This is a genomic window from Rhizobium sp. BK650, assembly GCF_014195325.1.
Lineage (GTDB): Bacteria > Pseudomonadota > Alphaproteobacteria > Rhizobiales > Rhizobiaceae > Rhizobium.
Window position 1 is genome coordinate 684163 of the sequence record NZ_JACIBK010000002.1, and the last position, 16950, is coordinate 701112.

Genomic DNA, 16950 nt, shown 5'->3' on the forward strand with positions numbered 1-16950 from the left:
TTTTTGGAAAGGGCGAACCGCCTCTTAGTATTGATATTCCTGGAAGACCGGTTCGACCGAGCCGTTCCAGCGGCCGTGATAAAGCGCCAGCAGATCCTCGGCCAGCGTCGCCTTCTTGGCCAGAACCTCGTCGAGTGGCTGAAGGAAGACGCTTTCGTCAACGCCGTCGCCGTTCAGCCTGTTGCGCGCCTTGAGACCCGCCCGGGAAATATTGACGACTTCACGCGCCGTCTCGATCAGCGCGTGGCCGCGGAAGGTGGCTTTAAGGCCGTCGTCCGGCACCACGTTGCGCAGAGCATTGACCTCGTCGAATCTCCAGTCCTTCGTCAGTTCGTCGGCCGCCTCGAGAGCGGCATCGTCGTAGAGCAAGCCGACCCAGAAGGCCGGCAGGGCACAGATACGCCGCCACGGACCGCCATCGGCGCCGCGCATTTCGAGAAAGCGCTTCAGGCGCACATCGGGGAACAGCGTCGAAAGATGGTTCGTCCAATCGCCCATCGTCGGCTCATATGCCGCGATCTCGCCCTTCAGCGCGCCGTTCATGAACTGGCGGAAAGTAACATGCGTCGCGCGGTGATAATGGCCGTCGCGCATCACGAAATACATCGGCACGTCGAGCGCCCATTCGGCATAGTCCCTGAAACCGAAATCGTCGCGGAACGTGAAGTCGAGCAGGCCGCTGCGCCGGTTGTCCACGTCGCGCCAGACATCGCCGCGCCAGGAAAGCGCGCCGTTCGGCTTGCCTTCGGTGAAGGGAGAGGAGGCGAAGAGCGCGGTCGCCAGCGACTGCAGCTTCATCGACACGCGCATCTTGCGGCGCATATCCTCCTCCGAGGAGAAGTCGAGGTTCACCTGGATCGTACAGGTGCGGTACATCATGTCGAGACCACGAGTGCCGACCTCAGGCATGTAGCCGGTCATGATTTCGTAGCGCGACTTAGGCATATGCGGGGTTTCCGCATAGGTCCATTTCGGGCTGCCGCCGATCCCAAGGAACCCGATGCCCATCGGCTCGGCGATCTCGCGCACCTGTGCCAGATGCTGGTTGGATTCCTTGCAGGTCTGGTGGATGTTTTCGAGGGGCGCGCCCGAGAGCTCGAACTGGCCGCCGGGCTCGATCGAGATGGCGCCCATGCCGCTTTGCTCGCCAAGGCCGATGATATTGTCGCCGTCCAGGATCGGCTCCCAGCCGCTCTTGGCCTGCAGGCCTTTCAACAGCGCTGAAATGCTGGCCTCGCCGAAATAGGGAACCGGACTGTTGTCCTTGCGGAAGAAGACGAACTTCTCATGCTCGGTGCCGATGCGAAAACGCTCCTTCGGCTTATTGCCGGCGGCGAGATAATCGGTCAGCTCCTGAACCGAAGAGATCGGCGTCTGGTCGGTAGTATCGCGAGCCATGAAAGTACCTGTATTCGAAGGCGCCGGGGCCGGGGCAGTTGGAAGGGTGATTAGTGCGCAAGCCAACCAAGTTGCAAGTGAAATTGTTTCAACAGGTCATCAAAAAAATAGCGGCGCCTTAGCCCAATCGGCATGCGGCACTCAATTCCAGTCGCCGATGGCAGCCTGTATCACCGCCATGGCTGCGACGGCAGCCGTATCGGCACGCAGGATGCGCGGCCCGAGCGGAATAGCGGTCACGAAATCGAGGCTGCGCAGCCGCGTCCGCTCCTCTTCCGAGAAACCGCCTTCCGGGCCCACCAGCAGCGCGAGCTTCCTTTCCCTCACCCGGGAAAGCAGCGGCAGCGGATTCTGCCCGGCATCGCCCTCGTCACAATAAATGATGCGACGGTCTGAAGACCAGCGGTCGAGCAGATCGGCAAGGCGCACCGGCTCGGCGACTTTCGGTAGGCCGAGGATGCCGCACTGTTCTGCCGCTTCGATAACATTGGCGCGGATCTTGTCGAGATTGGTAATCTTGCCCTGTACATGCTGGGTCATGACCGGCTGCAAGAGGCCGGCGCCCATTTCCACCGCCTTCTGGACTAGATAATCCATACGGCCGACTTTCAGCGGCGCGAAGAGATAGTGAAGGTCGGAAGGAGCAGGCTGCGGCCGGGTTTCCTCGGTCGCCGTCAGCAGGATGCGCTTGCGGGTCGGGAAGGAGAGGTTCGCCTTCCATTCTCCGTCGCGGCCGTTGAAGAGCAGGATTTCCGCGCCCTCTTCCATGCGCAGCACGTTGGCAAGATAGTTGAACTGGTCGGAATTGGCCTCGAAGGCGGCGCCTTTTGACAAGGGAACATCGATGAAAAGCCGCTGCATGCGGAAATTGGCGCGCATTCTGAAATCCCGACTTACATGAAGAGCGCGAACATAACCCAATAAATCACTGCCGCAAGCGCGGCCGAGACCGGCACGGTGATGATCCACGCCCCGACGATCGTCATGAAATGCGAGCGTCGGACGAGATAGCGTCGCCTGGCTTCATGAACGTTCGGCTCCGGCTCTTCGATCTCGAAAGTCTCGGCCTTGCGACGCACGAATTCGATACGGCGCTTTGAATAGCGCGTGTACCATTCGCGAAAAAAGCCGACCCCGAAGACCGAGCCGACGGCAATATGGGTAGTACTGACCGGCAGGCCAAGCCAGGAGGCGACGATGACGGTGAAGGCGGTCGACATAGCAACGCAATAAGCGCGCGTCGGATCGAGCTTGGTGATTTCCGAACCCACGAGCCGGATAAGGCGCGGCCCGAACAGCAGGAGGCCGACCGAGATGCCGAACGCGCCGATCAGCATGACCCAGAGCGGCGGGCGGCCGATCATGCTGCTGTCGGCGATACCAGCCGAATGAACGATTGCCGAGAGCGGGCCGACCGCGTTGGAAACGTCGTTTGCGCCATGCGCGAAGGAGAGCAGGGCGGCCGAGCCGATCAGCGGAAAATGGAACAATGTCCGAAGCGAGCTGCGACGATTTTCGAGATTCTCTGACTGCCGCAGGACGGCAGGCCGCACGGCCAGCCAGCTGACGATGCCGATTCCGATACCGATCAGGAGGATCGTCAGCGACGGGTATCGTCCATGCGGCGAGAGCTGCAGCACCATATAAGCCATGAAACCGCCGGCCATCACGGCGATCATGACAGGCACCCATTGCTTGGCAGCGGCGATCTTGTCCTCGCGATAGATAATCAGGGTCTTGACCAGATAGAGGAGCCCTGCGGCGATCAGCCCGCCGATCAATGGCGACGTTATCCAGCTCGCGGTGATTTCCAGCATCACCCGCCAGTTGACCGGGTGGAGCCCGACCGCTCCGATGCCGGCACCGATCACGGCGCCGACGATCGCGTGGGTGGTCGAAACCGGCGCATTCATCCAGGTGGCGAGGTTGATCCAGAGCGCGGCGGCCATGAGCGCAGCCATCATAATCCAGCCAAGCATGGCCCGTGGCACCGCCACGGTATCGACGATACTGGAGGAGATCGTCTTGACGACTTCGCCGCCGGCAATCGTCGCACCCAGCACCTCGAAGATGGCGGCTATGATCAGCGCCTGCTTCATGGTGATGGCGCGGGCGCCAACGGCCGCGCCCACATTGTTGGTCACGTCGTTGGCGCCGATATTCATCGCCATGTAGGCGGCGAGGGCTGCAGCCGCGATCACAAGCACTGCGCCCGGTCTGTCGAACACGTAAACGCCGGCAAAAAGCATGGCGAGGCCGAGAAAGATCAAGCCAAGCCCCGGCGCTACCAGCCGTCGCGAAACATATTTGGCAGCATCCTCGACATGGGTGACCTTGTCGAGATCCTTATCAAGCGTGCGTTTCGTAAGGACGGCGTTGCGTTGCTGCATTCTGGTTCCTGGCTGAGCATTGCTTTTGCGCTGCCATGCTTAGCAGCACAAGATGGCAAGACTCATTCTGCCGGAATTTGTTTCGGCATCCTGCCGGAACGCCGCTCCGCCATGCGTTGCTTGAAGGCAAGGAAGAGATCGCGCAGATCGGGTTCGTTCACGCGTTTGACGGCCTCATCGCAGGAAACCCACTCGATCGTCCTTTCACCCTTTTCCTTGAAGTTCTTCGCCATGCTTGTCACTTCAAGAGCAAAGACCTGGACCTTGCAGGTTACTTTGAGACCGTCGCGCAGAACCTTCGAATAGGTGTAGTGGCCGAGCGTTTCCGTATCGACCGTGCCGTGTATGCCGGCCTCCTCGAAAGCTTCCTGGGCTGCCACCTCATAGGCACATTTGCGCGCCATCGGCCAACCCTTAGGGATCACCCAGCGGCCCGTGTCGCGGCTGGTCATCAACAGAACTTCGAGCTCGCCCGTCTTCTTTTTGATCCGATAGCAAAGCGCAGCATATTGCTGTCGCGGCGGACGCCGAAACATCAGTTGCACATCGGAAGCCAAGCGGGCAAGAAGAGTCAATTGTCGGTTCACCTTTACGATCGTCAAGCCGAGTCGTTACTATATTAGTATGATATGGAAAGCTTGCGCGATCCATACGTTCAAAACGGCCGGCACAAGATTTGATTCATTGTACATAGGGAAAATCGAAGCTCGGCAGGTTCGGAAATTCCGCCATTTCCTGTCCCGAATGCGTCGTTTGCGCAGGTGTACAATATGGGCCGATCCGGCATCCTAATCAATGTCGCGATCATTTGTTCCAGCAGCATTTTCCGAAGTGTGGCAACCATGAGACTCCCACCCCTCAATGCGATCCGCGCCTTCGAAGCGGTCTGTCGTCACGGCAGCATTCTGAAGGCGGCCGAAGAACTGGGTGTGGTGCGCGGCGCCGTGCGCCAGCAGGTATCGACACTCGAAGATCACCTGGGCAGCAAGCTCTTCGTGCGTGACGGCCGCAGTCTGGTTCCGACCGAAAAGGCGCGCGCCTTTGCCGAGGCAGCAGGAGTGGCGCTTGCCATGTTGAGACGCGCCGCCGAAGAATTCGAAGAGGCGGACAAACGGCGCATTCGTATTGGCGTGCCCTCGGCTTTCGCAATCTGGTGGCTGATGCCGCGTGTGGCCGACATGCAGGCAAGCCTTGGTGATATCGAGATCGATATCGTGCCGATGACGGTGGTCGAACCCTTGTCGCAACATCCTGACTTTGATGCGGTGATCATGGGCGGCGAGATCAGATCCTCGGCCGGTATCGCCGAGACACGCTTCATGGAGGACGAATTCGGTCCTGTTGCAACGCCCCCAATGGCCGCCAGGCTTGCAGTGGATGTTGCGGCCTTGGCGGCATCAAACATTCTTGTCAGCCGCAGCGCGCCAAAACTCTGGACGGAATGGTTTGCAGAAAGTGGCACGCCGCCTGTTGCCTTTTCCCGTCGCCGGGAGTTTGAAGATATTGTTCTGGCTGTCGGCGCTGCCCGAGCGGGCCTCGGCGTTGCGATGGCGCCGAAAGCCTCGATCGGGGACGATCTCGCCCGCGGCATTCTGGTCGCCCCTTACGGCTTCATCCGTCGGCCTGCCGGCTACAGCCTCTGCTGCCGGATATCAGACGCGAAACGGCCGGCCATCGCGGCGCTCCGCAGCTGGCTGCTGCGCTCAGGCGGCGCGTCCTGAAAGAGCAGTTTTTCTGCCCTTTCATCAGAAGTATCTCCATGCCCGTCCTATCTTTGCCTCGCTAGGACAGAGGGGAACGAAAGGGCATGAGATGGAAGAACCTGCGACACGCATAGACTGGATCGGTAATAGCTGCCGCCTGCTGAAGGCAACGGCGGCGGAACTCAAAAGGACGCGCCCCTTTGCCGGTCTTTCGATCGGCACCGGCATCCATCTGGAGCCGAAGACGGCCGCTCTGCTGATGACCCTGCGGGCCGGCGGGGCGCGGCTGATCTGCACCGGCAATCTGAACAGTACGCAGCCGGCAACCGTGGAATTCCTGCGCGCGCATGGCGTCACTGTCTTTGCGACCCAGACGACCGATCCAGTCGCCCATGCGAAAAGCCTTGAGGCCGTCGTTGCCGAGAAGCCCGATCTCCTGCTGGACAATGGCGGCGATCTTTTCGCCATTGCCGCCGACAAGCCCTATGCCAATCTGCTCGGCGGCACCGAAGAAACGACCTCGGGCCGCACCCGGCTGCTGCCGATGCGCGAAAAGCTCGCTATGCCGATCCTCGTCATCAACGACAGTCCGATCAAGCAATTCGCAGAAAACAGGCATGCTGTCGGCCAGAGCCTGTTCGAAAGCTATATGCGCTTCACCAACCGTTCCACCAATGGCAAACGCGTGACCGTCTTCGGTTACGGCGCCTGCGGCAAGGGCACCGCAACTGCGTTCCGCAATGCCTTCTCGACGGTCAGCGTCGTCGATATCGATCCCGTCACCAGACTTGAGGCGCATCTCGACGGCTTCGTCACGCCGCTCCGCGAACAGGCGATTCGCTCGGCGGACGTGATCGCCACTGTTACGGGTTTCCCGAACATCGTCACAGCAGCCGATCTGACGCTGATCAAGGACGGCGCAATCCTCATGAACGGCGGACATTTCCCGCATGAGATCGATGTGGCCGCTTTCCGCAGCCATCCCGACATTGTCGATATCGACCGTTATGAAGCCGATGATATCGAGACCTTCCACCTGAAGGACGGCCGCTCATTCCACGTTCTCGGCGGCGGCCATATGGCCAACCTGGCCGGCCCGCGTCCGCTTGGCAATTCCGTGGAATCCATGGACCTCGGCTTCACCCTGCAGGCCCGCTGCCTGGAGCGGGTCGCAAAGCGCGGCGTCGGCGCCGAATCCTGCCTCGTGCCGGTTCCGGCGGATATCGATGCGATGGTTGCGAGCGCCTACCTCGATCTGGCGCGCTAGAGCAATTTCAGCAAAAGTGCATCGTGATTTTGCGTCCGGAATTGCGGAAGGTCGTCAGATGTCGACGACCACCTTGCCTTCAGCCTGCCGGCTTTCGAGCAGCCGGTAGGCTTCGTCCACGTCTCCAAGCGAAAATTGCCGCCGGTCGAGATTCGGCATCAGCGAGCCGGCTTCGACGCGTGATGCGACCTGCTTCAGGATCTCGCCATGATGGGCGCGATCTTCACCCGTCAGCAGCGGCGCCAGCGTGAACACGCCGGAATAGGTCGCGCCCTTGAACGACAACGGTGCCAGCGAATGCGTGCCCCAACCCAGGCTGGTGACGACATGGCCAAACTTGGCGACAGCCTGGAAGGCGGCGTCGAGCCCCTTGCCACCGATCGTGTCATAGACGATGTCGAAGCCTTTTCCGTCGGTATACCGGCCGACATAAACTTCCGTCGTCTCCATGGCATAGTCGATCGGCGTTGCCCCGATGCTGCGGATATATTCGGCCTTCGAGCCGCCATCGACGGCAAAGACTTGGGCACCGGCGGCAGCCGCCATCTGAACGGCGATATGGCCGACGCCGCCACCGCCGCCGATGACCAGCACCTTTTGCCCGGCCTTCACCTGCGTACGTTCCTCCAGGCCTTCCCAGGCGGTAATTGCAATCAGCGGCAAGGCCGCCGCTTCACGCATGGAGAGATTACGCGGCTTGAGGGCCACGAGTTCGGCATCGACGGCCGCAAATTCGGCGAGCGATCCCTGCAGGCCGCCGACACCACCGGTCATGCCATAGACTTCATCACCGGGGCGAAAGCCTTCGACGCCTGGGCCGACTGCTTCCACGATACCTGCCATGTCGATGCCGAGAATGGCGGGCAGGGGGTGACGGGCATGAGCGGCCTCACCGGCCCTGATCTTCAGATCCAGCGGATTGAGTGCGGCCGCCTTGATGCGGACGAGGATCTGGCCGGCCTGGGTCGATGGCTTCGCGATATCGGCAATCTTGAATTCTGAATTCTGTGCTTCGATAAGCGCGGCTTTCATCGTGCTCATGGAACTCTCCTTGGTTTGCTGGACGCAGAATGCCTCATTGAATTATGAATGAAAATGAAAGATAAAGAATGAAGATCATACAATTTTGTTTGAGGCCAGACCTTTGGAATGGAGCGATCTTAAACTCTTCCTCGCAATCGCGCGCCTCGGAACACTCGGCGCCGCGGCCCGCAGCCTCGGGCTGACACAGCCGACCATGGGTCGCCGCCTGCGGGCGCTTGAGATCTCGCTTGGCCAGACGCTCTTCCAGCGCACCGCCGATGGTTTTGTCCTGACGGACGAAGGCACGACTGTCTTTGCCCATGCCGAGCGCATGGAAGAGGAGGCACTCGGGCTGGAGCGCGAGCTCGCCGGCCAGGGCAGACAGCTCGACGGGTTGCTGCGGCTTTCTTCATCGGACTGGTTCGGCGCCCATGTTCTTTCACCCGTGCTTGCCGAGTTCTCTGCTGCCTATCCCAAGGTCGTCGTCGAACTGCTGACCGACAGCCGACTTCTTAGCCTCTCACGCCGCGAAGCCGATATCGTCTTCCGGATTGCGCCTTTCACCGAGGCCGAGGTCATCTCCCGCAAGCTGCTGCATATCGACTATGGCCTTTATATCCGTCGCGGTCTGCCGCATCCTGTGGCGGGCGATGGCAGAGGCGCCCGGCTCGTCACCATGGACGAGGCCTTCGGTGGCATGCCCGATGTCGGCTGGTTGCAGCGGCTGTTGCCAAAAGCGGATATCGCCATGCGCAGCAATAACCGCGATGTGCAGGCGACCCTGTGTGCTAGAGGCGCCGGCCTTGCCGTCCTGCCACGCCCGCTTGGCGATGCCATTACGGCCATCGAACCTGTCGATCTCGGCGAAACGCCGCCGGGTCGCGATACCTGGGTTGGTTATCACCGCGATATGAAGCGGCTGGCGCGGCTGAGGGCGCTTCTCGATCTGGTCATCGAGCGGCTGGCACAATAATCGTCCGCTTCAGCGCTCCCAGTAAGGGACTGGACCGTAAAGGTCGGCAAGATAATCGATGAACAGCCGAACCTTGGCAGGCAGGAACTGCCGGCTTGGATAGACCGCCGAGAGCGTGACATTGTGCGAGCCCTCGTATGCCGGCAGCACCTGCACCAGCTTGCCGCTCTTCAGTTCCTCGCCGATGTCCCAGGTCGACCGCAGCGCAATGCCGAGACCGGCAATGACCGTCTCGCGGATAACCTCGCTGGAATTGGTAGTCAGCATGCCCTCGGGCCGCAGGCTGAACGCGCCATCCGGGCCATCCAGTCGCCAGACGTCATTGTTATGGGCCGGCAGACACCGATGCTGCTTCAGCTCGTCGATATGTCTGGGCATGCCACGGGCAGCGACATAATCAGGCGAGGCGCAGAGCACGCGGCGCACTGGGGCCAGCCGCCGCGCCACGAGACTGGAATCGGTGAGTTCCGCGATCCGGATGGCGAGATCGAAGCCGCCGCCGACGATGTCGCTGAATTCATCGGTCAGCACCAGATTGATCGCCAGCTCCGGATGCGCCTCCATGAAGGCTTTCAGATACGGCGCGATATGCATGCGGCCGAAGGAAGTGGGGGCGGAAATCTTCAGCGTGCCGTGCATCTGCGCGGAGCGGCCGGAAATATAGAATTCCGCCTCCTCTAACCCCGCCAGAATGCCGAGAACCCGATCGTAGAAGCCCTGGCCGGCCTCGGTGAGCGAAATCTGCCGCGTCGTGCGCTGCAAAAGCCGCGTGCCGAGCCGGTCTTCAAGCCGCTTGATGCGCTTGGAAACGACGGCAGGGGAGAAACCAAGCGCACGGCCGGCGAGCGACATGCTGCCGGTGGAAACGACTTTGGCAAAGATTTCGAGATCACCGAGATTGGTCATAAGCGTCTGTAACTTTTTCCACTTTCGGCATAAGTGCTTAACATTTGCGCCGGTTTCGGGAAAGTGCTAAGCCGAAGCGATCGGTCACAGGGAGGAATTGCGGCCGGTTTTCGTCATGCCGGCCGAGGGAGAACGCCATGTCCGACGCCATTTCGTTTCTCGCTCCGCGCCCCGACGTTCTTGCCCGCCGCAAGGAAATCGTCGCCGATCTCGTTGATCTCCTGCCGCCCGAATGTCTGATCCACGAAGCGCGCGAACTCGTGCCCTTCGAGACAGATGCTTTCGTGTCTTATCGTCGCCTGCCGCTTGCCGTCGCCCTGCCGCGCTCGACGGCGGAAGTCGCAGCCGTCATGAAATATTGCCATCGCTACGGCATTCCGGTCGTCCCCCGCGGCGCCGGCACTTCGCTTTCGGGTGGTGCCATCCCGCAGGAAGATGCCGTCGTGCTCGGTCTGTCGAAGATGAACCGAATCCTGGACATCGACCTTGCCAATAGGTGCGCGGTCGTCCAGGCCGGTGTGACTAATCTCAATATCTCCGAAGCGGTCTCGGCGGACGGTTTCTTCTATGCGCCGGACCCGAGCTCGCAGCTTGCCTGCACCATCGGCGGCAATATCGGCATGAATTCCGGCGGCGCGCACTGCCTGAAATACGGTGTAACCACCAACAACCTGCTCGGCGTCAAGATGGTGCTGACCGACGGCACGGTGATCGAACTCGGCGGCAAGGCGCTGGATGCCGCAGGCTACGATCTGCTCGGCCTCGTCTGCGGCCATGAGGGCCAGCTTGGCATCGTCACTGAAGCGACCGTGCGCCTGATCGCCAAGCCGGAGGGCGCCCGCCCGGTGCTGTTCGGTTTCGAAAGCTCGGAAGAAGCCGGCCGCTGTGTGGCCGATGTCATCGCCGCCGGCATCATTCCCGTCGCCATCGAATTCATGGACAAGCCGGCAATCGAGATCTGCGAGGCCTTCGCCCATGCCGGCTATCCGCTCGATGTCGGCGCGCTCTTGATCGTCGAGGTCGAGGGATCGGAAGCGGAGATGGACGACATGCTGAAAAGCATTGTCGAGATCGCCCGCACCCACGGCGTCAAGACGGTGCGCGAATGCCAGTCGGCGACCGAGGCGGCGCTCATCTGGAAAGGGCGTAAGTCCGCCTTTGGTGCCACAGGCCGTATCGCCGATTACATCTGCATGGATGGCACGGTGCCGCTTAGCCAGCTGTCCTTCGTGCTGCAGCGCACGTCGGAAATCGTCGCCTCTTATGGTCTGCGCGTCGCCAATGTCTTCCATGCCGGCGATGGCAATATGCACCCGCTCATCCTCTTCAATGCCAATGATCCCGAAGACGCGGCAAGGGCCGAGGCGGCCGGCAACGATATCCTGAAACTCTGCGTCGACGCCGGCGGCTGTCTGACCGGCGAACACGGCGTCGGCATCGAAAAACGCGACCTGATGCGCCATCAATATTCCGAGGCCGATCTTGCCCAGCAGATGGCAGCGCGCGCCGCTTTCGATCCGCAATGGCTGCTGAACCCGTCCAAGGTCTTCCCGCTCGAGGGGCGTTCGGCTGCATGATCGATCTGGTACCGGCAAGCGAAGAGGAGGCCGCGGCCATCATCCGCGCGCATGCGCAAGAGGGCAGGGCGCTCGCCATCAGCGGCGGTGATACGCGTTCTGGTTTCGGCAATGCGGTCGAGGCGAAAGATCGCCTGCGCTCGACTGGCCTGTCCGGCATTGTCTCCTACAATCCCGGTGAGATGGTGATGACTGCGAAAGCGGGCACGCCGCTTGCGGACGTCGAAGCCGCCCTTGCCGGAAACGGCCAGATGCTCGCCTTCGAGCCGATGGATCATCGCGCTCTGATGGGCACCTGCGGCGAACCGACGATCGGCGGCGTCTTTGCGGCCAACGTCTCCGGTCCGCGCCGTTTCGTGGCGGGTGCGGCACGCGACAGCCTGCTCGGCATCCGCTTCGTCAACGGCAAGGGCGAAATCGTCAAGGCCGGTGGCCGGGTAATGAAGAACGTTACCGGCCTCGATCTGGTGAAGCTGCTCGCCGGCTCGCACGGCACGCTCGGCTTCCTGACCGAGGTGACTTTCCGTGTACCGCCGTGTGCGAAGACGGAGGAGACCGTCGTCATCTCCGGCCTCAACGATGCCGAGGCCGCAAATGCGATGGCAGCGGCCATGGCTTTGCCTGTGGAGGTTTCGGGTGCTGCCCACCTGCCTTTGACGGTGACCTGGAAATTCCTCGCCGGCAAGCTGCCGGAGGGGGAGGCAACGGCGCTGCGCATCGAGGGCCTGCCGGGTTCGGTGGACTCGCGCGCCGCAAAGCTTCTGTGGGCGATGGGGGCGTTCGGTCAGGCCGCCAGGCTCGATCAGACTGCCAGCCGGCTGCTTTGGCAGGAGATCCGCGACGTGGCACCCTATGCCGATGGAACCGCGCGGCCTGTCTGGCGCGTCTCCATGGCGCCTAGCATCGGCCATCAGCTCGTTGCGGCCCTGAGGCTCGAAGCCGGCGTCGATGCTTTCTACGACTGGCAGGGCGGTCTCGTCTGGATGCGCATGGAAGCCGATCCGGAAGCCGATCTCGTCCGCCGCTTCGTCAAGGCGCTCGGTGGTGGCCATGCGACGCTGATCCGCGCGTCGGCTGAAGCGAGGGCCGGGATATCGGCGTTCCATCCCGAGGAGGAAGCGGTGGCCTTGCTGTCGCGGCGGGTAAAGCAGAGTTTTGATCCGGCGGGAATCTTCAATCCGGGCAAGATGGGATGATGGAGATGCCTACTCGGGAATATGGACGCTTGATGAATCGCACAATGGCGCCTCTTGCTCCCCCTTCGCCCCAGCGGGGAAAAGGTGCCCGCAGGGCGGATGAGGGGGCCTCACCCGCAGAGAGCGCGGAAGGGCAGCGGACGACGTGCCGTGCGGCCCCCTCATCCGACCCTTCGGGCCACCTTCTCCCCGCTGGGGCGAAGGGGACAGCGGAGATCGCGTGAATGCAGACCAACTTCACGCTCGCCCAGCTTGCCGACCCGCATCTCGCCGAATCCGAGCAGATCTTGCGCAAATGCGTCCATTGCGGCTTCTGCACCGCCACCTGTCCGACCTATGTGACCCTCGGCAACGAGCTGGACAGTCCGCGCGGGCGCATCTACCTCATCAAGGACATGCTGGAAAATGGCCGCGCGGCCGACGTCGAGGTCGTCACCCATATCGACCGTTGCCTCTCCTGCCTCGCCTGCACAACGACTTGTCCATCCGGCGTCGACTACATGCATCTGATCGACCATGCCCGGGTCCACATCGAAAAGACCTACAAGCGGCCGTTCATGAACCGGCTGACCCGTGCCATCCTGGCAGCGGTCTTGCCCTATCCCGGACGGTTTCGCGCCGCGCTCACGCTAGCCCGCATCGGTCGTCCCTTCGCCGGCCTGATGCGCGGGCCGGCGTTGAAGCGTTTTGCCGCGATGCTGGCGCTGGCGCCGCGCAGCGTTCCGCCGCCATCGCCATTTGCCCGGCCCGGCCGGCACGAGCCGCAAGGCGAACGCCGTGGCCGCGTCGCGATCCTCACCGGCTGCGCGCAGCCGGTTCTCGATCCCGCCATCAACGAAGCAACCATCCGGCTGCTGACTCGCATCGGCGTCGAGGTCGTCGTGCCCGAAGGTGAAACCTGCTGCGGCTCGCTGGTCCACCATATGGGCCGTGAGGAACAGGCGCTCGCCTCGGCTCGCGCCAATGTCGATGTCTGGACCCGCGAGATGGAGGCCGGCGGCCTTGACGCGATCATCATTACTGCATCCGGGTGCGGCACGACGATCAAGGATTACGGCCACATGCTGCGCCTCGACCTTGCCTATGCCGGCAAGGCGGCGCGTGTTTCGGCGCTTGCCAAGGATATCACCGAATATCTGGCTGGACTCGATCTGCCTGCACATATGCCGAAAGGCATCACGGTCGCTTATCATTCCGCCTGCTCCATGCAGCATGGCCAGAAGATCACCACGGCGCCGAAGCACCTATTGAAGGCGGCCGGTTTTACGGTCCGTGATCCGGCCGAGGGACATCTCTGCTGCGGTTCGGCCGGCACCTATAACATCATGCAGCCGGATATTTCCGCAGCCCTCAAGGCCCGCAAGTTGAAGAACATCGAGGCGACCAAGGCCGATATCATCGCGACAGGCAATATTGGCTGCATGACCCAGATAGGATCCGGCACGGCTATCCCGATCCTGCACACCGTCGAGCTTCTGGACTGGGCCTATGGGGGCGCTGTGCCTGAAAAATTAAGGGATTTGCCGCTAGCCTGAAAGCACCGATTCATTGATGGATCGCAGGGCCGATCTCAGGAGCTTTGACCATGTGGCGTGGATTGATGGTGCTTGCCGTATTGTTCGGCGCGGCTGGTGCAGCGCACGCTGATGTCAGATATTTCTGTTCTGCGGACGACAAGGATGTGCGCTTCACGCTCGAAAGCGCTTTCGCAGATGGAGGCGGCCACCCGCTGATCCATTTCCGTGGTGCGCTGATGCTCAAGGACGCCGGCAAAACCAAGAATTTCGCCAAGCGGATCCTCGAATCGAAGGATCTGACGAATCGCTGGTCGCGCGATGGTGATCTGCGTCTGGAGGTCTTCGCGACGGAAGGTGCTGAAGGTGAAAGCGAGTCTCTGGATCTCGCAGTTATTGCCGGTCAGCACGGCAAGACTTCGCCGAATTTCAGCGGCACTTATGCCTTGCGCGTCGAAGGCAGCACCAGCTTCTTCGTCGTCGAAGGCAAAGTGAGCTGCGGTACGAAATAGGCCCGCAGCTCTGATTCCCATTACCAGTGGTACGAAATACCAACGTTGACCGCGTTGGTGACGATGTTCGTCTTCAGGCGATCGCCGCTGTCGATCGGAACGTCGACGCGCGAATAGGTGCCCTTGTATTCTACGAAGGTCGACCAGTTGTCGGTGATGCGGAAATCGACGCCAGCCTGCGCCTGAAAGGTCACGCCGCCGAATTCGTAGTCGAAGGTCGTGCCCTGGGGACGAGTGACTTCGACATGCGGAATGTTCACACCGACGCCGGCACCGAGATAGGGCGTCCAGCGGCGAGCAGGATCCTTAAAGCGGTAGAGCCCATTGATCGTCAGCAGGTTCAAGCCATCGGTGAATTCGAAATGCGTCCAGCCCGGCGTGCGCGCCATGGTATCGTCGTCGGCATAGACCTTGTCATGGGTGTAGTCGAGAGATACGCCCCAGTTCGGCAGGTTGAAGTCACCCAGCCACCAGGTCACGCGGCCGCCGTAATAGGGCGGGCTTCCGAAGGACTTGCCCTCCCAGCCGGCGCTGAAGGAGGTTCCGTCGGAAACGTCGACATGGCTGTGCGGCGCGGTCTGGTAACCACCGTAGATGGAAAACTCCAGATCTTCGGCCGAAGCCGTGCCAGCCACCAATGCAATCGCCGAAAACGCGATGCCTCCCAGAAGCGTGGTGGAAAGACGCAACGCAGATGTCATTGAATATCCCCGGAATACCAGAAAATTATCTGATCGATTCTCTGGCAGAATTCTGCCTTAAAATCTCAAAAATAAAAAAGGCGCATCCGAATGCGCCTTCATTTTTCCGAAAAGTGTTGCTCATCCGCCAAACATGGTGCGCAGTATATCAATGCCCTTGTCCTGGAAGGCGACATTGCCCTGCTTGTTGCCAGGCCCGACGACGATGACCTTGGTGCCGATCGAAACGCGGTCGTAGAGATGCGCAACATCGTCGTTCATCATGCGGATGCAGCCCGATGACATGTTGAGGCCGATCGTCCAGGGCTGGTTCGTGCCGTGAATACGGAATATCGTGTCGTGGCCACCCTTGTAGAGATACATGGCGCGCGCGCCGAGCGGATTGTCTGGGCCGCCGGGCTGCACGGCCGGAAGATTGTGGCCCTCGCGGGCTTCACGGGCGCGCATCTCGGCCGGCGGCGTCCAGCTCGGCCATTCGGCCATGCGTCCGACCGTCACGACACCCGACCAGCCGAAGCCGTCGCGACCGACGCCGATGCCATAACGCGTGGCGCGGTTGTTGCCTTCGACGAGATAGAGAAACTTGTTGTTGGTGTCGACGATAACAGTGCCAGGTTTTTCGCTGGTGGCAAGACGAACCACGCGCTTACGGAACTGCGGCTTGATCTCGTGGGTCTGCTTGACGCCGCGCACCGCGTCGGTTGCCGTCATGACCGGTTCCGCGCTGACGGTCACAACTGTACAGGACAGCGCAACGGCAGCCGCCGCTGCGAGCCTAAGAAACTGCTTCATTTTCGATACCCTCTCCTTCAGGACCGCGTAAGGCTAGTCAAATCGGGTTGAATTTCAAGTCGGAGAGGTGAGACGCGGTTTTTTGCAGTTCGGCAGGCGGCTGTTCTTGCCGCCCGCCGGGCTTTGTTTGGCCTTTACATCACGATGACGCGGGTGCCGACTTTAACCCGATCGTAGAGGTCGACCACGTCCTCGTTGCGCAGGCGGATGCAGCCGGAGGAGACGGCGCTGCCGATCGTCCAGGGAGCGTTGGTGCCGTGAATCCGGTAAAGTGTGGAGCCGAGATACATGGCGCGGGCGCCGAGCGGATTTTCCGGACCGCCATCCATGCGGGCAGGAAGATAGTGACCTTTGGCAGCTTCGCGGCTCACCATTTCCGACGGCGGCGTCCAGTCTGGCCACTCCGATTTGCGGGTGATCGTGTGCGCGCCCGCCCATTCGAAACCTGGCTTGCCGACACCGACGCCATAACGACGCGCCTTGCCGCCCTCCATGACGAGATAGAGGAAGCGATTATTGGTATCGATGACGATCGTGCCGGGTCTTTCCTTTGTGTCATAGTCGATGATCTGCGGCAGGAACTGCGGCTCGACCTGCCCGCGGATGACGGGAATGCCAGGACGGACGGCCGAAACCGTCTGTGGCGCCGGTTGTGGCGTACGCTGCATGAAGGTGCGGCGCGGTTGGAAGAGACCACGCTGCTGCACGATGACCGGCCGTTGATAGACGATGGGGCGAACCGAGCCGCCGCCGAGCTGGTTGACCCAGGGGGCAGTGAGATCGGGGCTGAGCACGACGGGCGGGCGGTTGGCATAGCGGTCGTCTGCAAGGGCGGCCGTGGACAGAATGCCGAGCATGGCTGCGGCAAGAATAAGGGGTTTCATCATCGGACGAACTCTCTACAAATGACCGAAAATGCGCTGGCGGAATTGCCCGCCTGCGGTCATGCTGCCATCGCGTCCGCCAGCGAATGGTAAATGCGGATTCATTAAAGGGCG

The 16950-nt window shown here is 61.4% G+C and carries 16 protein-coding genes; 7 read left to right on the plus strand and 9 right to left on the minus strand.

The features are described 5' to 3' along the window. Positions 1-24: 24 nt before the first annotated feature. From FHX15_RS07675 to FHX15_RS07690, 4 genes are all read right to left on the minus strand, one after another. Positions 25-1398: a glutamate--cysteine ligase gene (locus FHX15_RS07675; protein ID WP_184395152.1), complete on the minus strand. Its 1374-nt coding sequence runs from the start codon at positions 1396-1398 to the stop codon at positions 25-27. Between the two features lie 141 nt (positions 1399-1539). Then, positions 1540-2277, minus strand: a complete 738-nt coding sequence (locus FHX15_RS07680; RefSeq protein WP_184395154.1) for a 16S rRNA (uracil(1498)-N(3))-methyltransferase — start codon at positions 2275-2277, stop codon at positions 1540-1542. A 14-nt stretch (positions 2278-2291) separates the two neighbouring features. Beyond that, positions 2292-3788 carry an inorganic phosphate transporter gene (locus tag FHX15_RS07685; protein WP_184395156.1) on the minus strand — a complete coding sequence of 499 codons (1497 nt, stop codon included), beginning with the start codon at positions 3786-3788 and terminating at the stop codon, positions 2292-2294. A 62-nt stretch (positions 3789-3850) separates the two neighbouring features. Continuing rightward, a complete protein-coding gene (locus FHX15_RS07690; RefSeq protein ID WP_184395158.1) occupies positions 3851-4363 on the minus strand; it encodes an NUDIX hydrolase in 513 nt (170 codons plus the stop codon). A gap of 267 nt (positions 4364-4630) precedes the next feature. Between FHX15_RS07690 and FHX15_RS07695 the strand changes: the two genes are divergently transcribed. Together FHX15_RS07695 and FHX15_RS07700 are read left to right on the plus strand one after the other, a co-directional pair. Further along, positions 4631-5509, plus strand: coding sequence for a LysR substrate-binding domain-containing protein (locus FHX15_RS07695; protein ID WP_184395160.1), 879 nt, complete (start codon positions 4631-4633; stop codon positions 5507-5509). Positions 5510-5600: 91 nt separating this feature from the next. Then, positions 5601-6758 (plus strand): adenosylhomocysteinase, encoded by a 1158-nt coding sequence (locus FHX15_RS07700; RefSeq protein ID WP_184395162.1) that lies wholly within the window; start codon positions 5601-5603, stop codon positions 6756-6758. Between the two features lie 54 nt (positions 6759-6812). Here FHX15_RS07700 and FHX15_RS07705 read toward each other — a convergent pair whose 3' ends face one another. Then, positions 6813-7799: a zinc-dependent alcohol dehydrogenase family protein gene (locus tag FHX15_RS07705; RefSeq protein ID WP_184395163.1), complete on the minus strand. Its 987-nt coding sequence runs from the start codon at positions 7797-7799 to the stop codon at positions 6813-6815. 103 nt (positions 7800-7902) lie between these two features. On the opposite strand from FHX15_RS07705, the gene FHX15_RS07710 reads away from it, so the two are divergent. Then, positions 7903-8754: a LysR family transcriptional regulator gene (locus FHX15_RS07710; protein ID WP_184395164.1), complete on the plus strand. Its 852-nt coding sequence runs from the start codon at positions 7903-7905 to the stop codon at positions 8752-8754. A gap of 9 nt (positions 8755-8763) precedes the next feature. Here the strand turns inward: FHX15_RS07710 and FHX15_RS07715 are convergent, their stop codons facing one another. Beyond that, positions 8764-9660, minus strand: coding sequence for a LysR family transcriptional regulator (locus FHX15_RS07715; protein WP_184395165.1), 897 nt, complete (start codon positions 9658-9660; stop codon positions 8764-8766). Positions 9661-9797: 137 nt separating this feature from the next. Here FHX15_RS07715 and FHX15_RS07720 point away from each other — a divergent pair, with 137 nt between their 5' ends. From FHX15_RS07720 to FHX15_RS07735, 4 genes are all read left to right on the plus strand, one after another. Beyond that, positions 9798-11237, plus strand: coding sequence for an FAD-linked oxidase C-terminal domain-containing protein (locus tag FHX15_RS07720; protein WP_184395166.1), 1440 nt, complete (start codon positions 9798-9800; stop codon positions 11235-11237). Beyond that, the gene (locus FHX15_RS07725; RefSeq protein ID WP_184395167.1) at positions 11234-12433 is read left to right on the plus strand and encodes an FAD-binding protein; all 1200 of its coding nucleotides are present in this window, start codon (positions 11234-11236) and stop codon (positions 12431-12433) included. The genes FHX15_RS07720 and FHX15_RS07725 overlap by 4 nt, the downstream gene beginning before the upstream one ends. 224 nt (positions 12434-12657) lie before the next feature. Beyond that, entirely contained in the window at positions 12658-13968 is a 1311-nt protein-coding gene (gene glcF / locus FHX15_RS07730; RefSeq protein ID WP_184395168.1) for a glycolate oxidase subunit GlcF, read from the plus strand. A gap of 50 nt (positions 13969-14018) precedes the next feature. Further along, positions 14019-14459, plus strand: coding sequence for a hypothetical protein (locus FHX15_RS07735; RefSeq protein WP_184395169.1), 441 nt, complete (start codon positions 14019-14021; stop codon positions 14457-14459). 20 nt (positions 14460-14479) lie between these two features. Here FHX15_RS07735 and FHX15_RS07740 read toward each other — a convergent pair whose 3' ends face one another. From FHX15_RS07740 to FHX15_RS07750, 3 genes are all read right to left on the minus strand, one after another. Further along, on the minus strand, positions 14480-15160 hold the full coding sequence (locus tag FHX15_RS07740; protein WP_184395171.1) for an outer membrane protein: 681 nt from the start codon (positions 15158-15160) through the stop codon (positions 14480-14482). Between the two features lie 120 nt (positions 15161-15280). After that, positions 15281-15952, minus strand: coding sequence for a L,D-transpeptidase (locus tag FHX15_RS07745; protein WP_184395173.1), 672 nt, complete (start codon positions 15950-15952; stop codon positions 15281-15283). A gap of 134 nt (positions 15953-16086) precedes the next feature. Continuing rightward, entirely contained in the window at positions 16087-16839 is a 753-nt protein-coding gene (locus tag FHX15_RS07750) for a L,D-transpeptidase (RefSeq protein ID WP_184395175.1), read from the minus strand. Positions 16840-16950: the final 111 nt, after the last annotated feature.